This is a genomic window from Pseudomonas sp. DY-1, assembly GCF_003626975.1.
In the GTDB taxonomy this organism is placed as follows: Bacteria; Pseudomonadota; Gammaproteobacteria; order Pseudomonadales; family Pseudomonadaceae; genus Metapseudomonas.
Genome location: NZ_CP032616.1, coordinates 2742762 through 2765089, shown reverse-complemented (window position 1 = coordinate 2765089; position 22328 = coordinate 2742762). Strand labels below are relative to the sequence as shown.

General features: G+C 63.6%; 21 protein-coding genes. 12 read left to right on the top strand and 9 right to left on the bottom strand.

The genetic code is table 11. The features are described 5' to 3' along the window. Positions 1 to 63: 63 nt before the first annotated feature. A complete protein-coding gene (locus D6Z43_RS13035; protein ID WP_120652612.1) occupies positions 64 to 1248 on the top strand; it encodes a thiolase family protein in 1185 nt (394 codons plus the stop codon). Positions 1249 to 1389: 141 nt separating this feature from the next. Here the strand turns inward: D6Z43_RS13035 and D6Z43_RS13030 are convergent, their stop codons facing one another. Further along, positions 1390 to 1599 (bottom strand): DUF6316 family protein, encoded by a 210-nt coding sequence (locus D6Z43_RS13030; protein WP_120652611.1) that lies wholly within the window; start codon positions 1597 to 1599, stop codon positions 1390 to 1392. A gap of 222 nt (positions 1600 to 1821) precedes the next feature. Between D6Z43_RS13030 and D6Z43_RS13025 the strand changes: the two genes are divergently transcribed. Further along, positions 1822 to 2787 carry a DMT family transporter gene (locus D6Z43_RS13025; protein ID WP_120652610.1) on the top strand — a complete coding sequence of 322 codons (966 nt, stop codon included), beginning with the start codon at positions 1822 to 1824 and terminating at the stop codon, positions 2785 to 2787. A 63-nt stretch (positions 2788 to 2850) separates the two neighbouring features. Here D6Z43_RS13025 and D6Z43_RS13020 read toward each other — a convergent pair whose 3' ends face one another. The 3 genes from D6Z43_RS13020 to D6Z43_RS13010 form a co-directional block, all read right to left on the bottom strand. Continuing rightward, positions 2851 to 3471, bottom strand: coding sequence for an NAD(P)H-dependent oxidoreductase (locus D6Z43_RS13020; protein WP_120652609.1), 621 nt, complete (start codon positions 3469 to 3471; stop codon positions 2851 to 2853). Continuing rightward, entirely contained in the window at positions 3464 to 4858 is a 1395-nt protein-coding gene (locus D6Z43_RS13015) for a class II fumarate hydratase (RefSeq protein ID WP_120652608.1), read from the bottom strand. The genes D6Z43_RS13020 and D6Z43_RS13015 overlap by 8 nt, the downstream gene beginning before the upstream one ends. A gap of 72 nt (positions 4859 to 4930) precedes the next feature. Continuing rightward, a complete protein-coding gene (locus tag D6Z43_RS13010) occupies positions 4931 to 5941 on the bottom strand; it encodes a DUF2804 domain-containing protein (RefSeq protein WP_120652607.1) in 1011 nt (336 codons plus the stop codon). Between the two features lie 342 nt (positions 5942 to 6283). On the opposite strand from D6Z43_RS13010, the gene D6Z43_RS13005 reads away from it, so the two are divergent. The 5 genes from D6Z43_RS13005 to D6Z43_RS12985 all read left to right on the top strand — a co-directional run bounded on the left by D6Z43_RS13005 (position 6284) and on the right by D6Z43_RS12985 (position 10675). Next, positions 6284 to 6793, top strand: a complete 510-nt coding sequence (locus tag D6Z43_RS13005) for a DUF2059 domain-containing protein (protein ID WP_120652606.1) — start codon at positions 6284 to 6286, stop codon at positions 6791 to 6793. A 13-nt stretch (positions 6794 to 6806) separates the two neighbouring features. Further along, on the top strand, positions 6807 to 7112 hold the full coding sequence (locus D6Z43_RS13000) for a BolA family transcriptional regulator (protein ID WP_120652605.1): 306 nt from the start codon (positions 6807 to 6809) through the stop codon (positions 7110 to 7112). Positions 7113 to 7324: 212 nt separating this feature from the next. Continuing rightward, positions 7325 to 8260: a rhodanese-related sulfurtransferase gene (locus D6Z43_RS12995; protein ID WP_120652604.1), complete on the top strand. Its 936-nt coding sequence runs from the start codon at positions 7325 to 7327 to the stop codon at positions 8258 to 8260. Between the two features lie 38 nt (positions 8261 to 8298). Further along, complete coding sequence (locus tag D6Z43_RS12990; RefSeq protein WP_162945897.1) at positions 8299 to 8901, top strand: DsbA family protein; 603 nt, start codon at positions 8299 to 8301, stop codon at positions 8899 to 8901. Continuing rightward, positions 8894 to 10675 (top strand): ABC transporter ATP-binding protein, encoded by a 1782-nt coding sequence (locus tag D6Z43_RS12985; protein ID WP_120652603.1) that lies wholly within the window; start codon positions 8894 to 8896, stop codon positions 10673 to 10675. The genes D6Z43_RS12990 and D6Z43_RS12985 overlap by 8 nt, the downstream gene beginning before the upstream one ends. 177 nt (positions 10676 to 10852) lie before the next feature. Here D6Z43_RS12985 and D6Z43_RS12980 read toward each other — a convergent pair whose 3' ends face one another. Further along, a complete protein-coding gene (locus D6Z43_RS12980) occupies positions 10853 to 11749 on the bottom strand; it encodes a class I SAM-dependent methyltransferase (RefSeq protein WP_120652602.1) in 897 nt (298 codons plus the stop codon). 153 nt (positions 11750 to 11902) lie between these two features. Then, complete coding sequence (locus D6Z43_RS12975; protein ID WP_120652601.1) at positions 11903 to 13000, bottom strand: helix-turn-helix transcriptional regulator; 1098 nt, start codon at positions 12998 to 13000, stop codon at positions 11903 to 11905. Positions 13001 to 13297: 297 nt separating this feature from the next. Here D6Z43_RS12975 and maiA point away from each other — a divergent pair, with 297 nt between their 5' ends. Together maiA and D6Z43_RS12965 are read left to right on the top strand one after the other, a co-directional pair. Then, positions 13298 to 13963, top strand: coding sequence for a maleylacetoacetate isomerase (gene maiA, locus D6Z43_RS12970; RefSeq protein WP_120652600.1), 666 nt, complete (start codon positions 13298 to 13300; stop codon positions 13961 to 13963). Positions 13964 to 14050: 87 nt separating this feature from the next. Beyond that, complete coding sequence (locus tag D6Z43_RS12965) at positions 14051 to 15466, top strand: amino acid permease (protein ID WP_120652599.1); 1416 nt, start codon at positions 14051 to 14053, stop codon at positions 15464 to 15466. A gap of 483 nt (positions 15467 to 15949) precedes the next feature. On the opposite strand, the gene D6Z43_RS12960 is transcribed toward D6Z43_RS12965, so the two are convergent. The 3 genes from D6Z43_RS12960 to D6Z43_RS12950 all read right to left on the bottom strand — a co-directional run bounded on the left by D6Z43_RS12960 (position 15950) and on the right by D6Z43_RS12950 (position 19195). Next, positions 15950 to 17557 (bottom strand): methyl-accepting chemotaxis protein, encoded by a 1608-nt coding sequence (locus tag D6Z43_RS12960; protein ID WP_120652598.1) that lies wholly within the window; start codon positions 17555 to 17557, stop codon positions 15950 to 15952. Positions 17558 to 17675: 118 nt separating this feature from the next. Beyond that, positions 17676 to 18713 carry a metal-dependent hydrolase gene (locus tag D6Z43_RS12955; RefSeq protein WP_120652597.1) on the bottom strand — a complete coding sequence of 346 codons (1038 nt, stop codon included), beginning with the start codon at positions 18711 to 18713 and terminating at the stop codon, positions 17676 to 17678. A 191-nt stretch (positions 18714 to 18904) separates the two neighbouring features. Next, positions 18905 to 19195, bottom strand: a complete 291-nt coding sequence (locus tag D6Z43_RS12950) for a hypothetical protein (protein WP_120652596.1) — start codon at positions 19193 to 19195, stop codon at positions 18905 to 18907. A gap of 509 nt (positions 19196 to 19704) precedes the next feature. On the opposite strand from D6Z43_RS12950, the gene D6Z43_RS12945 reads away from it, so the two are divergent. Genes D6Z43_RS12945 through D6Z43_RS12935 form a run of 3 tightly spaced genes read left to right on the top strand, consistent with a single transcriptional unit; the run spans position 19705 to position 22314 of the window. Further along, a complete protein-coding gene (locus tag D6Z43_RS12945; RefSeq protein WP_120652595.1) occupies positions 19705 to 20598 on the top strand; it encodes a VOC family protein in 894 nt (297 codons plus the stop codon). Between the two features lie 11 nt (positions 20599 to 20609). Continuing rightward, the gene (locus D6Z43_RS12940) at positions 20610 to 21491 is read left to right on the top strand and encodes a CoA transferase subunit A (protein ID WP_120652594.1); all 882 of its coding nucleotides are present in this window, start codon (positions 20610 to 20612) and stop codon (positions 21489 to 21491) included. 10 nt (positions 21492 to 21501) lie between these two features. After that, a complete protein-coding gene (locus D6Z43_RS12935) occupies positions 21502 to 22314 on the top strand; it encodes a CoA-transferase subunit beta (protein WP_120652593.1) in 813 nt (270 codons plus the stop codon). Positions 22315 to 22328: the final 14 nt, after the last annotated feature.

The following is a 22328-nucleotide window of genomic DNA, read 5'->3' as shown; positions in this document are numbered from 1 at the left end:
CCAGAATATGGGCCGGAACTATTCTCGCCCCCACTATCCCTCCCAACTGGAACGAGGTGCGTCATGCGTGAAGTGGTGATCGTCGACAGCGTGCGGACTGGCCTGGCCAAGTCCTTCCGCGGCAAGTTCAACATGACCCGGCCGGACGACATGGCCGCCCATTGCGTGAACGCACTGCTGTCGCGCAACGATATCGACCCGGCGCTGGTGGACGATTGCGTGGTCGGTGCTGGCTCCAACGAAGGCGCCCAGGGCCACAATATCGGCCGCAACGTGGCAGTCCTTTCGGGACTGGGCGTCGGCGTCGCCGGTATGACCCTCAACCGCTACTGTTCCTCGGGTCTGCAGGCCATCGCCATTGCTGCCAACCAGATCGCTTCGGGTTGCAGCGACGTGATGGTGGCCGGCGGAGTCGAGTCCATCACCCTGACGCTCAAGAGCATCAACCAGGACAACTTCGTCAACCCGCGCCTGAAGCTCGAACACCCCGGCATCTACTACCCCATGGGGCAGACCGCCGAAATCGTCGCGCGCCGTTACAACGTCACCCGCGAAGCGCAGGACCTCTATGCCCTGCAAAGCCAGCAGCGCACTGCTCGCGCCCAGGCCGCGGGGCTGTTCAACGATGAAATCGTGCCAATGAGCGTGAAGTACTTTGTCGAGGACAAGGCCACCGGCCAGAAGAACATCCTGGACGGCGTGGTGGATCGCGACGACTGCAACCGCGCCGATACCACCCTGGAAGGCCTGTCGTCCCTGAAACCGGTATTTGCCGAGGACGGTTCGGTGACCGCCGGCAACTCCTCGCAGCTGTCCGACGGTGCCTCCATGACCCTGCTTATGAGCCTGGACAAAGCGCTGGAGCTGGGCCTGAAACCGATTGCATACTTCCGCGGATTCACCGTTGCCGGTTGCGAACCTGACGAAATGGGCATCGGGCCGGTGTTCTCGGTGCCGAAGCTGCTCAAGGCCAAGGGCCTGACTGTAGACGATATCGATCTGTGGGAACTGAACGAAGCCTTCGCTTCCCAGTGCCTCTATGCCCGTGATCGCTTGGGGATCGACAACGAGAAGTACAACGTCAATGGCGGCTCCATCTCCATCGGCCACCCATTCGGCATGACCGGTTCACGCCAGGTCGGCCACCTGGTGCGCGAACTGCAGCGTCGCGACAAGCGCTTCGGCATCGTCACCATGTGCGTCGGCGGCGGCATGGGCGCCACCGGGCTGTTCGAGGCTTACCGCTAAGGCCTGGGCTCGCTGTCGGGGCGACCTGTGGGAGCGAATTCATTCGCGATTGAAATCGCTCCCACAGCGGCAGGAAGCCAGACGGAGTCGACCAAACAAGAAAAACCCGCGCCTGGCGCGGGTTCTTTCATTGCGGGGCACTTATCGGCCCCGAAGCGCGAGGAGGGTGTTGGATTGCTGGATGCGGCGGATGTACAGCGCGATTTCCCGCTCCGCATCCACTCGTGTGAAGTAGGGCCCCTCCAGCGTTCCCTCTCGGGTGGAAAAGAAGTACTGACCGTTCACGGCGCTGACCCGCTCACTCCGATAGTGGGTGTTTGAGGCCACGTCGCACGCACGTCGACCGAACATCGGACCACCTCCGTCATGCATTGGCTATTTGAGTCTAATCAGCGCTGGCGCGCTTGCTCCGGGGTTCGACAGGCGGCTGCCGGAACTGGGGCCGGTGCGACAGGTACAGTTGTGTCACTGACAGGACCGAAACTGTTCCTGTGCCCTGGAACCCGACCCTTCTAGAATGGCCTCTTCCATTTCGCCTGCTGCCGGCGCCGGCGGGCTCCTCCTGAGGTCCCCATGCATATCTCCTCCGGCCGTTGGGTCTACGGCCTGTTCCTTGCCCTGGTCACGGCTGTGCTCTGGGGCGTCCTGCCCATCTGGCTGAAGGAAGTCCTGCAGAGCATGGACCCGGTGACTGTCACCTGGTACCGCCTGGTCGTCGCGGGCTCGTTGTTGTTCCTCTACCTGGGCGCCAACCGCAGGCTGCCGGCCATTCGCCCGCTGGGTGCGCGGGGACGCTGGTTGGTGGTGCTGGCGGTGGGAGGACTCACCGGCAACTACGTGTGCTACCTGATCGGCCTGCGCATGCTGAGCCCAGGCACCACGCAACTGGTGATCCAGGTAGCGCCCATCCTGTTCCTGCTGAGCAGCCTGTTTGTCTTCAAGGAGAGCTTCAGCCTTGGGCAGGCATTCGGCCTGGTGGTGACGGTGCTCGGCTTCGGCCTGTTCTTCAATCAGCGACTGGAAGAACTGCTGACCTCCATGAGCGAGTACACCCTGGGCGTACTGGTGATCCTGCTGTCGGCCTTCGTCTGGACCTTCTATGGCCTGGCTCAGAAGCAATTGCTGAGTCACTGGAGCTCGGCGCAGGTGATGATGGTGATCTACCTCGGCTGCGCCGCCTTGCTGACGCCCTGGGCGCACCCCATGGAACTGTTCAACCTCAGCCCGCTGCAGGGCTGGCTGCTGCTGGCCTGCTGCTTGAACACACTGGTGGCATACGGTGCTTTCGCCGAAGCCCTGGCCCACTGGGAAGCCTCGCGGGTCAGTGCCACCCTGGCCATCACCCCGCTGGTGACCTTCGCCAGCGTCGCCGCCTGCGCGGCACTCTGGCCGGATCATGTGCAGCCGGAAGAAATCAACCTGATCGCCTATGCCGGCGCGTTGTTCGTCGTGCTGGGTTCGGCCCTCACCGCATTGGCCCCTTCGCTGGTGCGCAGCTGGCGCGCGCGTCGTCAGGCGGCATTGGTGGGCGGGGAATAATGGACGCTGGGAACGGATTCATTCGTGAATGAATTCGCTCCCACTTCCAAAGGCAGCAGGAGCCTAGCAGCGGGTGCCGAGCGTTTCCGCCTTGCGCAACCAGGTCTGGCGCTGCTCCTCCGAGGAGGGGCGCACCGGGGAGAACTCGGTCAGGCGGCGCGTCCTGATGCCGCAGAAGCCGAGGATCGTGCGCACCATCTGCCTGTGCGCCGGCGCGCCGTAGATCCAGCGGAAGTACCAGGGCGGTGTATCCAGGGTCACCAGCAGGTCGGCGGTTCGCCCGGTCAGCAGCTTGTCCCAGGCCTGTGACTGACCGCGATAGCGGAAGGCGAAACCGGGCAGGAATACGCGGTCGAAGAAGCCCTTGAGCAGCGCCGGAAGGCCGCCCCACCAGACCGGGTAGACGAACACCAGGTGTTCCGCCCAGTGGATTTGCCGCTGCGCTTCGAGCAGGTCGGGCTCCAGGTTCTGGCTCTGGTCATAACCCTCGCGCAGCACCGGGTCGAAATGCATCTCGCCGAGCTTCAGCAGGCGTACCACGTGACCCTCGCTGCGTGCACCCTGTGCGTAGGCTTCGCTCAAGGCATGGCACAGGCTGCCGCCCTTGGGCGTGCCGAGGATCATCAGGATGCGCTTGCCATCACCTTCCAGCGGCGTGGCGCCGTGCTTGACCGTCTCAACCATGTTGACCGGCCTCCAGCATGCCTTCCGGCCTCACCCAGGCGTCGAACTGCTCTTCGGTCAGGTAGCCCAGCGCCAGAGCCGCTGCACGCAAGGTGGTCCCTTCCGTGTAGGCCTTCTTGGCGATCTGCGCAGCCTTGTCGTAGCCAATGTGTGGGTTGAGCGCGGTGACCAGCATCAGGCCGCGTTCCAGGTGGTCGGCCATGCGTGCTGCATCCGGCTCCATGCCGGCCACACAGTGCTGCTGGAAGTTTCGGCAACCGTCACCGAGCAGGCGAATGGACTGCAGCAGGTTATGCACGATCACCGGCTTGAACACGTTCAGTTGCAGGTGCCCCTGGCTGGCGGCGAAACCGACGGTGACGTCATTGCCCATCACCTGGCAGGCCAGCATCGACAGCGCCTCGCACTGGGTGGGGTTGACCTTGCCGGGCATGATCGAGCTGCCCGGTTCGTTCGCCGGCAGGCGCACTTCGGCCAGGCCTCCACGTGGACCGGAGCCCAGCAGGCGCAGGTCGTTGGCGATTTTCATCAGGGCCACGGCCAGGGTCTTGAGGGCGCCGGAGAGGTTCACCAGCGGCTCATGGCCGGCGAGGGCGGCGAACTTGTTCGGTGCCGAGACGAAATGCAGCCCCGACAGCGCCGCCAGCTCGGCGGCCATGGAATCGGCGAAACCGTGGGGGGCATTCAGGCCGGTGCCTACGGCGGTACCACCCTGGGCCAGTTGCAGGATCGCGGGCAGGGCGGCGCGAATGGCCTTCTCCGCGTAGTCGAGCTGTGCGACGAAGGCGGAGAGTTCCTGGCCGAAGGTGATCGGCGTGGCATCCATCATGTGTGTACGGCCGGTCTTCACCAGGTGCGCGTGGCGCGCCGATTGCTCGGCCAGGCCACCGGAGAGTTCGGCGATGGCCGGCAGCAGCTCCTGCTGCACCGCCTTGGCGATGGCGATATGCATCGCGGTGGGGAAGCAATCGTTGGAGCTCTGGGCGAAGTTCACGTGGTCATTGGGGTGGACCGGGCTCTTGCCGCCGCGCTGTCCGGTGGCCAGTTCGTTGGCGCGGCCGGCGATCACCTCGTTGACGTTCATGTTGCTCTGGGTTCCGCTGCCGGTCTGCCAGACCACCAGGGGGAACTGGTCGTCATGCTTGCCGGCCAGCACTTCGTCGGCAGCCTGTTCGATCAGCCGTGCGACGTCCGGCGGCAGGTCGCCGTCGCGGCCGTTGACCCGCGCGGCGGCTTTCTTGATCAGGGCCAGGGCGTGCACCAGCGCCAGGGGCATGCGTTCGCCGCCAATGGCGAAATTCTCCAGCGAACGTTGGGTCTGGGCGCCCCAATAGGCGTCGTCGGCGACTTCGACTGGCCCCAGGCTGTCGGTTTCTGTGCGGCTCATTTGGGTTGGCTCCGGCTATTGATTCCGCAGTTTAGGCTCTCTCTCCCGCACTCGGTTCAACCGTTCGGGCAATTACCAGCGCGCGTGGGTGGCCCCCAACCAGCCGAGGGCGTTGGTCACTGGCACGCATTCACCATCCGGGCTGCGCAGCACGCCGTCGAAGCGGCCGAACCATTGCCGCGTGTTGGCATAGAACAGCCCCAGGCGCGGACGGGCCTGGTGCAGCTGTCGCGGCGTGAATGTCAGCTCTACCCGGCGACAGGCGGTGGACAGGCGCCAGGGCGCCAGGGGGTTGTTCGGTGCCTGTTCGATCTGCACGGGACGGTCGAGCTTGGACAGGCTGCCGCCGAACCAAAGGGCGTTCTCGGTCAGGCCGCTCGAGTCGGTCCAGCCGGCACCGAAATTACCGGCGATACCACCTGGGGCGGCGAAAGCGGCGCGGGTCCATTGGCTATGGAAGGGCCAGACGCCACGGCCGAAATCGAGCGCGGCGAAGCTATGGCCGGTAATGCAGTCGTAATGCCGTGTTCCCAGTTGCACGCTGCCGCTGGCGGGCAGGCCGAGTTGGCGGCTGCTGGCATGGAAGCAGCCGCCGGGGAGGGGGGCGACCAGATTCACAGAATCCAGATGAGCCGGACGCAGGACATCCAGGGCGACGTGCAGCGGCTGGCCTCCAAGGTCTGGCGCTTCCACTCGCAGGCTCAGGCGGCCGGGGTGCTCGTCGACGCGGATCTGCAGATGGGGATGATCGAAGCTGTGGCTTTCCAGCGGCGTATTCGGAAGGCGGCAGCCGAGGGCGAATGGCCGCAACTGGGTATGGGCGACCGCCTGGCCAGTATCGAGATCGAGGAAGTACGCGGCGCCGTAGCCCAGGAGATCCAGGTCCGCGAGGGTCAGCGAGAGCATCCAGCGCGGGGTGGTGATGCACCAGTGGTTCCAGCGCTTGCGACGACCGAAGTTACCGGGGATCGCGCAGTTCAAGCGTGGTCGACTTGACCAGCCGACAGCAGCGGGCGCGAGTTTGCCGCGGGCATCGCAGAGCGCGGGAATTCCCGGCGGCAGGGTGGATATATGGCTGTTCATCGGGCACGTCCATGTGTGTGCGAAGCCTGGGCACTTCAGTTTCTCGACGAAATCGGTCTGCGCTTGGTGACTTTTCGTACGGAACTTGTTGAAACTGATTGCACCTCATCGGAAATTCCGTCGATGGGGCCGGCAGATTTCCTAGTCGCCAAAGCATGCCCAGTGGGCGGAAGCATGAGCAAGTGATGGCATTTTGACAACATCTTCGTGGAGTGCGGTATTGCACATTTTTGCCACACGGTTGTCGAAAAAAGCCGCTGCTTGAGCCCGATCTCCGCTTGAGCGCAGAATGACCAGCCCCGGGGCAGCACCCCGTCATCCGAGCCCAGACAAGGAAACCCAATGACCAAGCTTCGCGTTCTCTGCACCGCCGTACTGCTGGCTTGCGCCAGTGGCCAGGTCCTGGCCGATGCCGCCAGCCATGCCGCCGATGCCGAGCGCTTCCTCAAGCTCGCCCGTGCCGACAAGCTGACCGTTCCGGTCTATGCCCAGGTGCAGCAGATGTTCGAACAGCGTTTCCAGCAGACCCAGGCGCCCGCGAGCAAGAAGGCCACCCTTGAGAGCTATCAGGCCAAGGCCAATGCTGCCCTGGACAAGGCCGTCGGTTGGGACAAGCTGAAGCCTGAACTGGTGAAGATCTACACCAGCAACTTCAGTGAGAGCGAACTGAAGGAACTGATCACCTTCTATGAATCCCCCCTGGGCAAGAAAGTGCTGGAAAAGATGCCGTCTCTGACCCAGCAATCCGCCCAGCTCACCCAGGGCCGCCTGGAAGCCGCCGTACCCGAGGTCAACAAGTTGCTGAGCGACATGACCAGCGAACTGGCGCCCCAGGACAAGAAGAAGCAGTAAGCGGAGTCGATCGATGTCCATGCGTGACCGCATCCTGAACGCCTTGCAGGCCCTCGAACCGCAGCACCTTGACGTGCTGGACGAGAGCCACATGCACAGTCGTGGCCTGGAAACCCATTACAAGGCGGTGATCGTCAGCCCGGTGTTCGCCGGGCTGAATGCCGTCAAGCGCCACCAGAAGGTCTACGCCAGCCTCGGCGACCTGATGGGGCAAGTCCATGCCCTGGCCCTGCATACCTACACCCCCGAGGAGTGGGCCGCGCAGGGCGCCGCGCCGGATTCGCCGACCTGCCGTGGCGGCAGCAAGCACGATCACTGAGTAAAACTGTCTGATTTGCCAATACCGTGTTGCGTCTGGTCGCGGCGGCCTCGCCGAGGTTTTCGAACTTCCATTCGGCGCCTGAGACCATTTCACGCAGCCTCCGGCCCGCGGCTTTTTGATAGACTTCGCACAGCGCCGGCCCAGCCGGCGCTGTCGTTTCTGTCACCCGGTCCGCCCTTTACGCGGGCGACCACTGGAGGAAGTACCGCATGACCCAGATCGTTGTTGCGGCGCTGTACAAGTTCGTCACCCTGAAGGACTACGTCGCGCTGCGTGAACCCCTGCTCAAGACCATGCTCGATAATGGCGTCAAGGGCACCCTGTTGCTGGCTGAGGAAGGCATCAACGGCACTGTGTCCGGCACGCGTGAAGCCATCGACGCGCTTATTGCATGGCTCAGGATCGATCCGCGCCTGGTGGACCTGGACCACAAGGAGTCCTACTGCGATGAGCAGCCCTTCTATCGCACCAAGGTCAAGCTGAAGAAGGAAATCGTCACCCTTGGCGTGCCCGGCGTAGACCCTAACCAGAATGTCGGCACTTACGTCGACCCCAAGGACTGGAACGCCCTGATCAGCAACCCCGAAGTGCTGCTGATCGATACACGCAACGACTACGAGGTGGCCATTGGCACCTTCGAGGGCGCCATCGACCCCGAGACCAAGTCGTTCCGCGAGTTTCCCGACTACATCAAGGCCAACTTCGACCCTGCGGTGCACAAGAAGGTCGCAATGTTCTGCACCGGCGGCATCCGCTGCGAGAAGGCTTCCAGCTACATGCTCGGCCAGGGCTTCGAAGAGGTCTTCCACCTCAAGGGCGGCATTCTCAAGTACCTCGAAGAAGTGCCCCAGGAAGAAACCCTGTGGCGTGGCGACTGCTTCGTCTTCGATAACCGTGTCACCGTGCGTCACGATCTCTCGGAAGGGGATTTCGACCAGTGCCATGCCTGTCGCAACCCGATTTCCGTGGAAGATCGCCGGTCGGAGCATTACGCCGCCGGCATCAGCTGCCCGCACTGCTGGGATAGCCTGAGTGAGAAGACCCGTGCCAGTGCCATCGAGCGGCAGAAGCAGATCGAACTGGCCAAGGCCCGCAATCTGCCTCACCCGATCGGCCGAGACCCGCGTCAAGCCCTGGAGGACTGAGCTTGCCTAACGCCCGCCTGCTCTATGTGATGGACCCGATGTGTTCCTGGTGCTGGGGCTTCGCCCCGGTGGTCACGGCGCTCGCCGAGCAGGCTGCTGCAGCCGGAATTCAGCTGCACCTGGTGGCCGGTGGCCTGCGTACCGGCCAGGGCGCTGCACTGGATGCCCAGACCAAGCGCTACATCCTCGAACATTGGCAGGCGGTCAACCAGGCCACCGGGCAGCCCTTCCGTTTCGAAGGCGCTATGCCCGACGGCTTCATTTACGACACCGAGCCGGCCTGCCGCGCCCTGGTGGTTGCCCGCTCCCTGGCGCCGGAGCTGGCCTGGCCGCTGGTGAAGCGAATCCAGCACGCCTTCTACGCGGAGGGTCGCAACGTGACCCAGGCCGCCGTCCTGGTGGAGTTGGCCGAACAGATCGGCATTCCGCGCATCGAGTTCGCCGCCGCTTTCGATGCCGCCACCAGCCATGAGGCGACGGTCGCCGATTTCACCTGGGTGCAGGACCTCGGTATCGCCGGCTTTCCTACCCTGCTGGCCGAGCGTGACGGCCAGCTTGCGCTACTGACCAACGGCTACCAGCCACTTGATGAACTCGCGCCTTTGCTGGGCCGCTGGCTGGAGCGGGGTGCCCATGCCTGATCGCCTGAGCTGGGCGGAAATCCGTCGTCTGGCCCTGCACCACAAGAGGGCCCTCTGGCTGGCCAATCTGGTCGCCGTGCTGGCCACACTCTGCAGCGTGCCCATTCCATTGCTGCTGCCGTTGCTGGTCGATGAAGTGCTGCTGCAGCGCGGCGATGCTGCCCTGCGCTTCATGGACAACTTCCTGCCCCAGCCCTGGGAAAGCGCCGTCGGCTACATCGGCCTGATGTTGGTCGTGACCCTGCTGCTGCGTGGCATGGCCCTGGTGTTCAACGTGCTGCAGGCACGCCTGTTCGCGCGACTGGCCAAGGACATCGTCTATCGCATCCGTACCCGCCTGATCGAACGCTTGAAACGTATATCCCTCGGCGAATACGAGAGCCTCGGTGGTGGGACCGTCACCGCTCACCTGGTGACCGACCTGGATACCCTGGACAAATTCGTCGGCGAGACGCTAAGCCGTTTCCTCGTGGCAGTGCTGACCCTCACCGGCACGGCAGCCATCCTGGTCTGGATGCATTGGCAGCTGGCGCTGCTGATCCTGTTGTTCAACCCGCTGGTGATTTACGCCACGGTGCAACTGGGCAAGAAGGTCAAGCACCTCAAGAAGCTGGAAAACGACAGCACCGCGCGCTTCACCCAGGCGCTCACCGAAACCCTGGAAGCCATCCAGGAAGTGCGTACCAGCAACCGCCAGGGCTTCTTCTTCGGCCGCCTCGGCCAGCGCGCCCAGGAAGTCCGTGACTATGCCGTCGCGTCCCAGTGGAAGAGCGACGCAGCGGGGCGCACCAGTGGCCTGCTGTTCCAGTTCGGTATCGATTTCTTCCGCGCCGCGGCCATGCTCACGGTGCTCTTCTCCGACCTTTCCATTGGCCAGATGCTGGCGGTGTTCAGCTACCTCTGGTTCATGATCGGTCCGGTGGAGCAGTTGCTCGGCCTGCAGTATTCCTACTATGCAGCCGGCGCCGCGCTCGGCCGGATCAACGAGCTGCTGGCCCGTGCCGACGAGCCCCAGTACAACCCGAGCGTCGATCCGTTCCGGGGCCGCGAGACCGTGGGGATCGAAGTGAAGGGGCTGCGCTTCGCCTATGGCGATGAACCGGTGCTGGATGGCCTCAACCTGTCCATTGCCCCTGGCGAGAAGGTCGCCATCGTGGGCGCCAGCGGTGGCGGCAAGAGCACCCTGGTGCAATTGCTGCTGGGGCTCTACCAGCCCCAGGCCGGGCAGATCCGCTTTGGCGGCAGCCGGCTGGACGAGATCGGCCTGGCCGAAGTGCGCGACAACGTCGCGGTGGTCCTGCAACACCCGGCGCTGTTCAACGACAGCGTGCGCGCCAACCTGACCATGGGCCGCGAGCGCAGCGACGAGGCCTGCTGGCGCGCCCTGGAAATCGCCCAGTTGGCCGAAACCATCCGTAACCTGCCCATGGGGCTGGACAGCGTGGTGGGTCGATCCGGCGTGCGCCTTTCCGGCGGCCAGCGGCAGCGGCTGGCCATTGCCCGCATGGTGCTGGCCCAGCCGAAGGTGGTGATCCTCGACGAAGCCACCTCAGCCCTGGACGCCGCCACCGAGTACGCCCTGCACCAGGCCCTCGGCACCTTCCTCAACGGACGCACCACCCTGATCATCGCCCACCGCTTGTCTGCGGTTAAGCAGGCCGACCGGGTGCTCGTGTTCGACGGCGGCCACATCGCCGAGGACGGCGACCACCAGCAGCTCATCGCTGAAGGTGGTCTCTACGCCAAGCTTTACGGGCACCTGCAACAGGGCTGAATGGTGGGAGCGATTTCAATCGCGACTGAATCCGCTCCCACGCCCAGGCTGAAGAAGGCGACGCCAATCGGTAGCAGTAGGGTGCGCCATGCGCACCGGTTCGGCGTCACAAGCGGAACAGTCGTGGGGCCTGACATTGCTGGCGCTCGGTGCACCCGACCCGCAACGCCCATCCTCTTAGCCGTACTTCACTGCTTCCAGAAACACCACGCGCTGACCGATATCGTGGAATACGCGCGCCGAGGCGATCTGGTTGTAGTCGACGCCGTCCAGCAGGCTGAGCATCTGCACGTCGTGGCGGTATTGCGGGCGCCAGTCCAGCAGCCCCTCAAGGAAGCCAATGCCGTTGACCCCGGGACGGAAGTTGGCCAGCAACAGGCGTCCGCCCGGCCGCAAGGCCTGGAACAGCCGATTCACCAGGCGCTCGCTACGGCGGTCATCCAGCAACTCGGTGACTCCGGCGGAGTACACCAGGTCGTAGCCCTCGAATCCGCATTCGCCTGCCAGCAACTGGTCCAGAGTGCCGTGACGCGTGAGTACGCCCAGCGCGCCATAGCTCCTGCGCACGGTTTCCAGGCGCGCCGCATCGTCATCGAACACCATCATTTCGCCGAAGCGTCCATGGCGCAGTTCACGGGCTAGTTCCGCCTCGCGGAAATGACCGCCGGAGATGCACAGCATGCGAGCCGCCTTGCCGGCGCGCAGGCAGGTGTCATCCAGGGCGCGGGCCAACATGCGCCGTCGGCAGCGCAGGGCACGGGCCGCAGGTGCGCCGGTGGCGAAGTCGAACAACTGGCGGGTGCGCTCTTCCGGCAGGGTGCGCAAAGCGTCGGATTCCACGCCATAGAGATAGTCCTGCAGCAAGGCGTTGCCGCAGCGCAGACTTGGGCTCGGCAATTTACGGTAGGGAAACGGCAGGATATTGCTCGGTGGCGGCTCCGCCTCGCGGGGAGGCGTCGGCTTCTCGAGGCGCAACTGCTCACGTTCGGCCCTGATTTGTTCCAGCTCGTCGTGAAGTCGCTGTTGTTGTTCTATGCCTTTGTTCAACTCTTCCGGATCACTGATCTCTTCCACTTGCCATCTCCTCTGGCCAGACGTGGATTCCTAGACCCGTCACGCGGGATGAAGGCAGATATTCACTTCGAGTTGAACCTTAGTTGATGGCTATCTGCCTGCAATCATCCATATAGATGAAATCGTGCTTTCGGCACGACTGGACAGCACTATTCAGAGCCCTTGCAAGCGAGTGAGGAGGGTGACCAGTTCCGCCTGGCGTTCTGTTTCGGTCTTGCGGAAAAGTGCGCGCAGTTGCGTGCGCACGGTGTTGATCGAGACGTTGAGTTTCTCGGCGCACGCCTCCGGTGTCAGTCCCTGGAGGAGCAGTTCGGCCAGACGCTGCTCAGCTGGGCTGAGCTGGAACAGATCGGCGAGCCACTGGCTTCCTGGCCGGTTTTCCAGCAGTGCCAGCATTGCCAGGGGACTGCTGCGTCGGGGCGCCAGCCCGGACGCTTCGGGGACCGGCGTCACCAACAGGCGAGCGGGTGGATCGCCGGCCAGGTTCAGCCAACCAGCGCGGCGCTTGCCGTCGGACCCGGTAGCTTGGCGGATGAGCGCTTGCAGGCGCCCGTCCAGGGTCTTGCCATGCAAGCGTCCGTGGCGGTCCTGCAGAGCGAAGGCCGCCTGGCCTATGCGTCGTTCCGCCTCGCGATTGCAGAACAGTACCCGCCCCTCGCCATTCAGCAGCCAGACGGGCGCTGGATGGCGCTCCAGCAGCAGGTCGCGGCGTGCCACGTCCAGCTTCAGCTCCTGGAGTCGATTGCTCATCCGTGCCGCACGCAGCAGGTGAGGGCTCAGGCGTTGCAGTAGGTCGCGCTGCAGCATCTCCGGCAAAGCCGCTCCCACCGCAGTCAGGAGAGACAGGTAGATGCCCGAGCCATCCTGCTCGTGCAGCTTGATGCAGGAGATGTTGTTCATGCCGAAGGGGATGTGAAACTCCTGATAGTACGGGTCGCGGCGAATGCGCTGCGGGCCGAGGTCTTCCAGGTCGTGATACCAACTGCCCACCGGGCGCGGTACCAGCACCGCCTTGGCCGGGTCGTATTGGTGGTAGTAAGCGTTGTACGCCTCGACGCTGGCCGGGTCGCACAGATTGATGGCGGTGACCTGCGGTCGCTGGTCGCGCTGGTCGACGAACAACAGGGCACCCATCTGGTGGCCGGTCGCGCTCGCCAGCCCCTCCAGCAGCGAGCGCCACGCGCCCTCGTCGAGGACGCACTCGTAGCAAAGGTTAACCAGGTTGTCGTACAGGTCGTTCAGGTGCGGCATCAGGCAGCTTCCCTGCGAGGATTGGTGGCGCATTGCTTTCATATGGCACAGGCCAGAACTTCTTGCCTATCGCCGCTGGTCGGCCAGGAGGGATCGCACCTGGAAGCCTGGATGAACGCCCCGTCAAGAAATCCTTACGCGAGTGGTGCGCCTGGCAGGCGGTATCGACACACCCGGGGTGGCGTAAGGAAAACTTTCCGGATCGACCGTTCGGCGCCGCGCCAAGCGCAATCTCGCGCCTTGTTCGCCAGGCGCTGCCAGAGTGAGATGGCGCAAACAAAAAATCGGCCCGACGCCATGAATACTGAACTCACCCTCTACGGGTACTGGCGCTCCAGCGCTGCGTACCGCGTGCGTATCGCCCTCAACCTCAAGGGCCTGGCCTATCGCCAGGAACCCGTGCACCTGGTCAAGGATGGTGGCCAGCAGCACCAGGCGGCCTATCGCGATCTCAACCCCCAAGGCCTCCTGCCACTGCTGGTGGATTCGGGTAATGCTGGTGGCGAAATCCGCATTGCACAGTCCCTGGCAATCCTCGAATACCTCGATGAAGTCTTCCCCGTACCGGCGTTACTGCCGGCTGATCCGGCCCAACGTGCGCTGGTGCGTTCCCTCGCCATGCATATCGCCTGCGACGTGCATCCGCTGAACAACCTGCGCGTGCTGCAGTACCTCAAGGCCGAACTGGGCGTGGCAGACGAGGCCAAGGACGCTTGGTACCGCCACTGGGTCGCCCTCGGCCTAGCGGCTGTGGAAAAGGGCCTGGAGCCCCTCGGCGGCAAGCTCTCCCTGGGTAGCCGGCCGGGTTACCTGGAGGCCTGCCTGGTGCCTCAGGTCTACAACGCCCGACGCTTCGACTGTGACCTGTCGGCCTATCCGCGCATCCTCGATATCGCAGCGCGCTGCGACGCCCTCGAAGCATTCAGGAATGCTGCTCCGGAGGTACAGCCAGACGCGCAGTAAAGGTTTACCCACCTGCCTTGCAAACCTCCGCCGGACCACAAGTCCGGCGGGTGAAATCCCGTCACGACAACAACAAAAGGTGACGCAATGAGTGACATGCAACACTCAGGCGAGCTGAAACGCGGCCTGAAGAATCGCCACATCCAGTTGATTGCCCTCGGTGGCGCCATCGGCACCGGTCTTTTCCTCGGCTCCGCCGGGGTGCTCAAGTCCGCCGGTCCTTCGATGATCCTTGGCTATGCCATCTGCGGATTCATCGCCTTCCTGATCATGCGCCAGCTCGGCGAGATGATCGTCGAAGAGCCGGTTGCCGGCTCATTCAGCCATTTCGCGCACAAATACTGGGGCGGATTCGCCGGCTTCCTTTCCGGCTGGAACTGCTGGGTGCTCTACATCCTGGTAGGCATGAGCGAGCTCACCGCTGTGGGCAAGTACATTCATTACTGGTGGCCGGAAGTGCCCACCTGGGCCACCGCCGCGGTGTTCTTCCTGGTGGTGAACGCCATCAACCTGGCCAACGTGAAGCTGTTCGGCGAAGCCGAATTCTGGTTCGCCATGATCAAGGTGGTCGCCATCGTCGGCATGATCGTCCTGGGGTGCTGGATGTTGTTCAGCGGAAGCGGCGGCGAGCAGGCGGCCGTGAGCAACCTCTGGGCCCATGGCGGCTTCTTCCCCAATGGCGTCAGCGGCCTGGTGATGGCCATGGCCTTCATCATGTTCTCCTTCGGTGGCCTGGAAATGCTTGGCTTCACCGCAGCTGAGGCGGACAAGCCCAAGCAGGTGATCCCGAAGGCGATCAACCAGGTGATCTACCGCATCCTGATCTTCTATGTCGGTGCCCTGGTAGTGCTGCTCTCGCTGAGCCCCTGGGATGCGCTGCTGGCATCCATCAACAGCGCCGGTGACGCCTACAGCGGCAGCCCCTTCGTGAAGATATTCGCTCTTATCGGCAGCGATACCGCTGCTCACTTGCTGAACTTCGTGGTGCTCACCGCCGCGTTGTCGGTCTACAACAGCGGTACCTACTGCAACGGCCGCATGCTGCTGGGCCTGGCCGAGCAGGGCGACGCCCCGCGTTCCCTCGCCAAGGTCGACAAGCGTGGTGTACCGGTACGCTCGCTGCTGGTGTCGGCCGGGGTGACGTTCCTGGCCGTCATCGTCAACTACGTGGTACCGCACAATGCCCTGGAGCTGCTGATGTCTCTGGTGGTGGCTGCCTTGGTGATCAACTGGGCGATGATCAGCTACTCGCACTTGAAGTTCCGCCAGCGCATGGACCGGGACGGTGTCCGCACCGGCTTCCGCGCGCTCTGGTTCCCCATGGGCAACTACCTGTGCCTGGCCTTCGTGCTGTTCATCCTCGGCATCATGCTGATGATCCCGGGCATCCAGGTGTCCGTGTACGCCATCCCGGTCTGGCTGCTGGTGATGTGGGGCTGCTACCGCCTGAAGCTGGGCGGCAAGGCCCAGGCCAGCAAGGTCGCTGGATACGAGGCGGGTTGATAATCCGTTGCTGCCAAGAAAACCCCGGCCAAGTGCCGGGGTTTTCTTTTGGTTGTTCACGGTGTGAGTCGGCTTGGAGATTGGTTTCCAGTTCATTGCCGAGCGGGCTTCGGCTTTCTGTTTCGCCTTTACGGGCGAGTCACTTTTGCCAATCGCGGCAAAAGTAACCCCAAACGCTTGCCCCACCATCCGGCCCGACTTCGTCGGGTGCCCTCCCTTCCATCGTTGCGCCGGGGGCACGGAGAGTTAGGCCATCCATGGCCCCGCACGCCTCTCGCGGCATTCATGCCGCTCGTCCCCCTGCACAACGATTCCGCTCGGCCACCTGAAGGGGCGGAGTCGCTGCCTCACCTCGAGTGCTCAGTTTCAGGCCGCTGTCTGCTTCAGAAATGTGGCGCGAGTCACCCCTCGCCCTCCGGGAGAGGGGTGGGGGTGAGGGTGGTTCCAGTTCAGCGCGGAGGGGCAGAAGATGGGGCGTCAACCTCAGATCTGAAACCGCGCCACCGACGATTGCATCGAACTGGCCACGGCATCCAGGCGGTCGGCGGCCTGGGCGAGGTCCAGCATTGCCTGACTGTTGTTGCGCGACATCTGGGCGATCAGTTCGACGCGCTGGGCTACTTCGTTACTGGCCTTGGACTGCTCGCCGATGGTGTGGGAAATCTCCTCCACCACTTCTGCGGCACGGTGAGCGCCGCTGCGAATCTCGCTGATCGACTCGCCCGCCTGGCGCGCCAGGCCGACGCCATCCTGCACCCGCTCCACGCCTGTCTGCATGCTGTCCACCGCGTTCTGGGTGGACTCGCGGATGCGCTGGATCATCCCGGTGATTTCCTGGGTCGACTGCGCGGTGCGCGCCGCCAGGTTGCGTACCTCGTCCGCCACCACGGCGAAACCCCGCCCGGCTTCCCCGGCGCGGGCGGCCTCGATGGCGGCGTTCAGCGCCAGCAGGTTGGTCTGTTCGGCGATGCCTTTGATCACCTGGATGATGGAGTGGATCTCCTCCGACGACTGGCCCAGCGCGGTGATGGTGCTGGAGGACTGGTTGACCGCGTCGGCAATGCGGTTCATGCCTTCAACCACCCCGAGGATCACCTTGCCGCCACTGCCGGCGAGGTCTTCCGACTGGGCGGAAATATTCTGCGCATTGCGCGCGTGTTCGGCGATCTGGCCGATGTTGGTGATCATCTGTTCCATGGCCGCGGCCATGCTGGTGGCACTGTCGGATTGCTCGCTGGCGCCATCCACGATGCTTTGCGAGGTTTTGCTGAGACGGTGCGCGGTGCCGCGCAGCTCCTCGCTTTCGCTACGGATGGTGGTGATCATCTGGCGCAGGTTGACTTGCATCTCGGCCAGCGCCCGCTGCAACTGGCCGGCCTCGTCGTCGCTGTCGATGCTGACCTGGGTGAGCAGGTTGCCCTGGGCGATGGCTCGCGCCACGCCGACGGTCTTCTCCAGCGGCCGTAGCACGGCGCGCATCAATTGACTGGTGACCACGCAGAGCAGGCCGATCACCAGCAGGATGCCGCCGACGAGCCAGGCGGCAGCACTGCTGACGGCAGCTTCGCCGTCGGCGCGGGTCTGGGCCGCGTGGGATTCGATCTTGCTGCTGAGGGCTTCGTTCTTCTCTTCCAGCTCGCCGAAACTGCGCTCGAAGGAGGGCAGTTCGGCACGGGCCGCCTGCGGATCGCGCAGGGCGAGATTGACGATCCGCTCGGCTTCGCCGATGTAGCTTTCCAGGGCAGGCTGGGATTCGGCGATTGCGGTGCGGATGTCCGCCGTGAGCGGCAGCTTGGCATTGTCGCCGAGCGTGCGGCGGAACCATTCACTGTGCTCGCGCAGGTCATTGCGCACCTGATCGGCGCCGGCCTGGTCACCCGGCTGCACCACCAGGGCGGCCAGAACGTCCGCGCGCAGGGCGTCATGCATCATGTCGCCCTCCAGATGATTGCGCAGTGCGCTGACGCTGAGCTGGTTCTCGGCCAGAGCGTCGGCCAGCTCGGTTTGTCCCCAGTAGCCGATGCCACCCAGGAGGGCGGCGGCCACGACGCTGATTGCCCCGGAGGCGACCATTTTCTGTCTTATTTTCATGTCCTGTACCCGCTGGATTGGCCCGATGCTGGCAAGGGTAGTCCAGCAACCAGTGGCGCTGGAGAGTTTATCGGCCGCTGTGCGAGCGTCATGAGAGAGGCGCGACTCAGTAAATTCCCTAGCGCTGCAGCATTCCCGCCCAACTGGATAAGGGAATCACCTGATCCTCATGCCAGATCCGCTGCCATAGCAGCTTCAGGCGCGCCAGGTCGCCCCGGCTCGTCGGCCAGCGCCGCGCTTGCGCCACCGGTTGCCAGCGGCCGTCGCGTTGCTCCGCGAGGATGAAGCGGAAAGGATGGAAACCGGTCATGCCCAGGCGGAGGTCGGTGACCACCAGCATCTGGTCGATCTGGTCGTAGCGCAGGATGCCGTGGGTAAACCAGGCCAGGCGTACGTGTTGTGGCGAATCCCGAAGGCGCCGGGCCAGGTCGGTGCCGCGGGGGATGCGCTCGAGCCTGGGCGGCTCATGGTCGAACCAGCTGACCAGCGCTTCGTGATAGTCCTCGCCGTCCAGCACGGTGACGCGCCAGAGCAGTGTGTTGAAGGGCGTCGGGGCGCTGAAGATGGCCTGCGGACGGATGCCTTCCCGTTCCAGCACCTCATGAACCCGCTGTTCGGCCATGAACTTGCCGCCCAGGCTTGAAAGCAGGTAGAGGCTCGACAGTGCCAGCGCCGCCACGGGCAGGCGTGGGGTGCGCTCGCGTAGTCCGAATAGCAGTCCACCGATCACCGCTGCGAAAAGGGGCAGGGTGTACAGCGGATCGATGATGAAGATGCTCGACCAGGCGATGGGTGGGGTCTGCATCGGCCAGAGCAGTTGGGTGCCATAGCTGGTGAAGGCGTCCAGCAAGGGATGGGTCACCAGCACCAGCCAGAGGGTGAGGAACAGGCGTTGGGTGGAATATCCCGGATTGGGGCGCCATCGTCGTACCAGCAAGGTCAGTAGTGCCGCCAGGGCACTGAGCACGAAGATGGAGTGGCTGAAGCCACGGTGGTAGGTCATCGCCGCCACCGCGTCCGTGTAGCGGATCACCACGTCCAGGTCCGGCAAGGTGCCGAGCATGGCGCCATAGAGCAGCGCCTTGCGCCCCTGCCAGCGTCCGAGCAGCGCGCCCTGGATGGTAGCGCCGAGCACCGCCTGGGTGAGTGAGTCCATCGCCGTCCCTCGAGAATGATCCGCCGGCTAAATTACTGCGCCGACAGCCATCCCGGCAGCGGGAAATTCCCACCAGATTTTTCGAGCGATGGAGAAGAGTTGAGTATTGGCTTCGGAAGAGAATTCAAGCGCCCTGTTCCCTTCCTGGCGCGGGGCGGAACGCACCAGGAAGGGTGGGTGTTGCAGGCCGATTACTCGTACACCACGCGTTGATGGTGGATGCGAGATTGATAGCGATTTGAGGATTTCATGGCCGGTTCAGCCGCTTCTGTGGCTGTCCCTGATCCGGCCGCAGTTGGTTTTTCCTCGACCAACTGGGCGAAACGCTCGCTTTCGTCTTCGGTCGTCTGCTGGCGCACTTGATATTCCCGGTACTGGATGAGGCGATCACTGCCTCCTTCAGCTGTGGCCTGGAAAGAAGTCAGCGCGACAAGAGAGAACAACAGGCTGGAGAAGGCAGTGGTGCTAATTGCGGATTTCATGTTTCTTCCTCGTTTAAACACTTGAACAACCCCCGATGCCGGATGTTAAGGAAGAACTAAAACGTCGCCAGTACTATTTTGTGGTGCCTGACAAATGGCAAATTTAAAGATGATTGGTAGTTTTATAAGGTGCTGATTGGCATGGAGTATTCCGTGGTTAATGCTATTTTTAAGTGCATGTAACGGACTGTTTGTATGTATGTAATCGGCTGTAATTGAATTGTTTCTGTCGGGTTTCATTGAAACACTTCAGAAACAAAACAAGTTCAATGAAAGAGGATGTTGGTCCGACTTTTGATCGGCATCGCCGGCTGCAATTCAATGCCGCCATGAAATACGCGCTCGCGTTCCAATCGATGAGCCTTGACGCAAACGCCAGAGCCCCGTCCCACGCGCCTTTCGCGCTAGTCCCATTGGACGATGTCCACCTCCTGACCTGCGGATTTAATCCCTCCCCATAGTGCCCCGTGCCCCGAGTACGCGGCGATAACGACAATGAGGAGGACCGCATGGATATCCGTGGCCTGGGTTACGTCACCGTAGCCTCGACAGACCTGAAGCGCTGGGGCGATTACGCCACCGGGGTGCTCGGCATGATGGTGGATGCCGTAGCGGGCGAGCGGCTCTACCTGAAAATGGACGAACGTCCCTACCGCATCCTGGTTGAGCGCGCCGACCATGACGGATATGGCGCCTGCGGTTGGGAGGTCGCCGGCAAGGCTGCCTTCGAGCAGGCCATTGCCGAGCTGCAACAGGCCGATGTGGAAGTCCAGCGCGGTAGCGCGGCCGATGCCGTCAGCCGCAAGGTGCAGGAACTGGCGCGATTCGCTGATCCGGACGGCAACCGTCACGAGCTGTTCTGGGGTCCGCTGCAGGACTTCGCTCCCTTCATGTCCCCGGTCGGTGTTTCCGGCTTCGTCACCAGCGACCTCGGCATGGGCCATGCCGTACTGCCGGCACCGGCCTTCGACCGCTGCCTGGATTTCTACGAGCGCGTCATGGGCTTCGGCCTTTCCGACCTGATGAAGGTGCGCTTCACCCCCGATCCGGCCGAACCGGAAAAGCGCATCCACTTCCTCCATTGCAACAACGGCCGCCACCACTCCCTGGCGCTGTTCGAGTGTCCGATCCCGTCGGGCTGCGTGCACCTGATGGTGGAAGTGCACGAACTGGATGACGTCGGCCGCGCGCTGGACCGCATGCACGCCAGCGGTGTGAAGCTCTCCGCCACCCTCGGTCGCCATACCAACGACGACATGACCAGCTTCTACATGCAGACCCCGGGCGGCTTCGACCTGGAGTACGGCTGTGGCGGCAAGGTCATGGACTGGGAGCGCCATACCCCCTTCGAGAGCACCGTGGTCAGCCACTGGGGCCATGACTTCAGCGTCGGCCGTCAATAAGGAGCCGCCCCATGGACAAACGCATGACCGCTGCCGACGTGGTCGGACAGCTACGCGACGGCATGACCATTGGCATCGGCGGTTGGGGCCCGAGGCGCAAGCCCATGGCCCTGGTCCGCGAGATTCTGCGCTCCGGCCTCAAGGACCTCACGGTGGTCGCCTATGGCGGCGCCGACGTCGGCATGCTCTGTGCCGCCGGCAAGGTGAAGAAGCTGGTCTACGCCTTCGTCTCGCTGGACTTCATCCCGCTCGAACCCTACTTCCGCAAGGCCCGCCAGGAAGGCGCCGTGGAAGTGATGGAGATCGACGAAGGCATGCTACTGCTCGGCCTCAGGGCCGCCGCCATGAACGTGCCGTTCATTCCCACTGCCGTGGGCCTGGGCACCGACGTGCTGAGCATCAACCCGGAACTGAAGCTGGTCAGTTCCCCCTACGACGACAGTCGCGACTGGGTTGCCATGCCCGCGCTGAAGCTCGATGCGGCGCTGGTTCACGTCGACCGCGCCGATGTCCGCGGCGTCTGCCAGATCGCTGGTCCCGACCACTATATGGACGACCTCTTCGTGCGTGCCGCACAGAAGGCTTTTGTCAGTTGTGACGAGCTGGTCGACAGCGCCTGGTTCCATGAGGACCCGGCCCGCGCCCGCCAGGTGTTCTGGGAACGCAACCGCACCAGTGCCGTCGTTCATCTGCCAGGCGGCGCCCACCCGTCGTCCTGTGCGCCGCTCTACGGCTTCGACACCGCTCACTTCAAGGCCTACAACGCCTCGGCCGCCGAGCCAGAAGGCTGGCAGGCCTACATGGAGCGCTACGTGAACTGCGGGGAAGCGGAGTACCTCGCGCGCGTAGGTGGCCTGGACGCCATCCGCCAACTGCCGCTCCCGGTTTTCTGAGGACGCTGAGATGACTGCCACCAAACAACCCTACAGCCTCGCTGAACTGATGATCTGCGCCGCCTCCGAAGCGTTCGCCGGTGACGGTGAAGTGCTCGCCACTGGAATCGGCGTGCTGCAGCGCCTGGCCGCGTCGCTGGCGATGCTCAACTGCAATGCCGAACTGATGATGACCGACTCCGAAGCCTTCATGGTCGCCGAGCCGGTGCCGGTCGGGTCGCGCGGCGGCTACCAGCCGAAACTCGACAGCTGGATGGGCTTTTCGCGCATCTTCGACAATGTCTGGAGTGGCAAGCGCCATGCCCTGGTGGGACCGGTGCAGATCGACCGCTTCGGCCAGGCCAACATTTCCTGCATCGGCGAACACGCCAAGCCCAAATCGCAGATGCTCGGCGTACGTGGCTTCCCCGGCAATTCCATCAGCCACGCGAACTCGTTCATGGTGCCCAGCCACAACAAACGTGTGTTCGTCGATGGCGAAGTGGATGTGGTGGCCTCCGTTGGCTACAACCCCGAGCGCCTCGCCCGTGGCTGGTCGCTGGACGAGATCGATATCCGCATGATCGTCACCGACCTCTGCGTGCTCGACTTCCAGGGTCCCGGTCGGCAGATGCGCATCCGCTCCCTGCACCCCGGTGTCAGCGTGGAAGAGGTACAGGCCGCCACCAGCTTCCCGCTGCATGTGCCGAACGCGATTCCCACCACCGCCGCACCGACCCTCGAGCAACTGATCCTCATCCAGCAGCTGGACCCGCACAACCTGCGCGCCAGCCAGCTCAAGGACAATCCGCCGGGCGTGCGCGCCCGGGCCATGACCCACTGAGGCGGAGCCGCCCA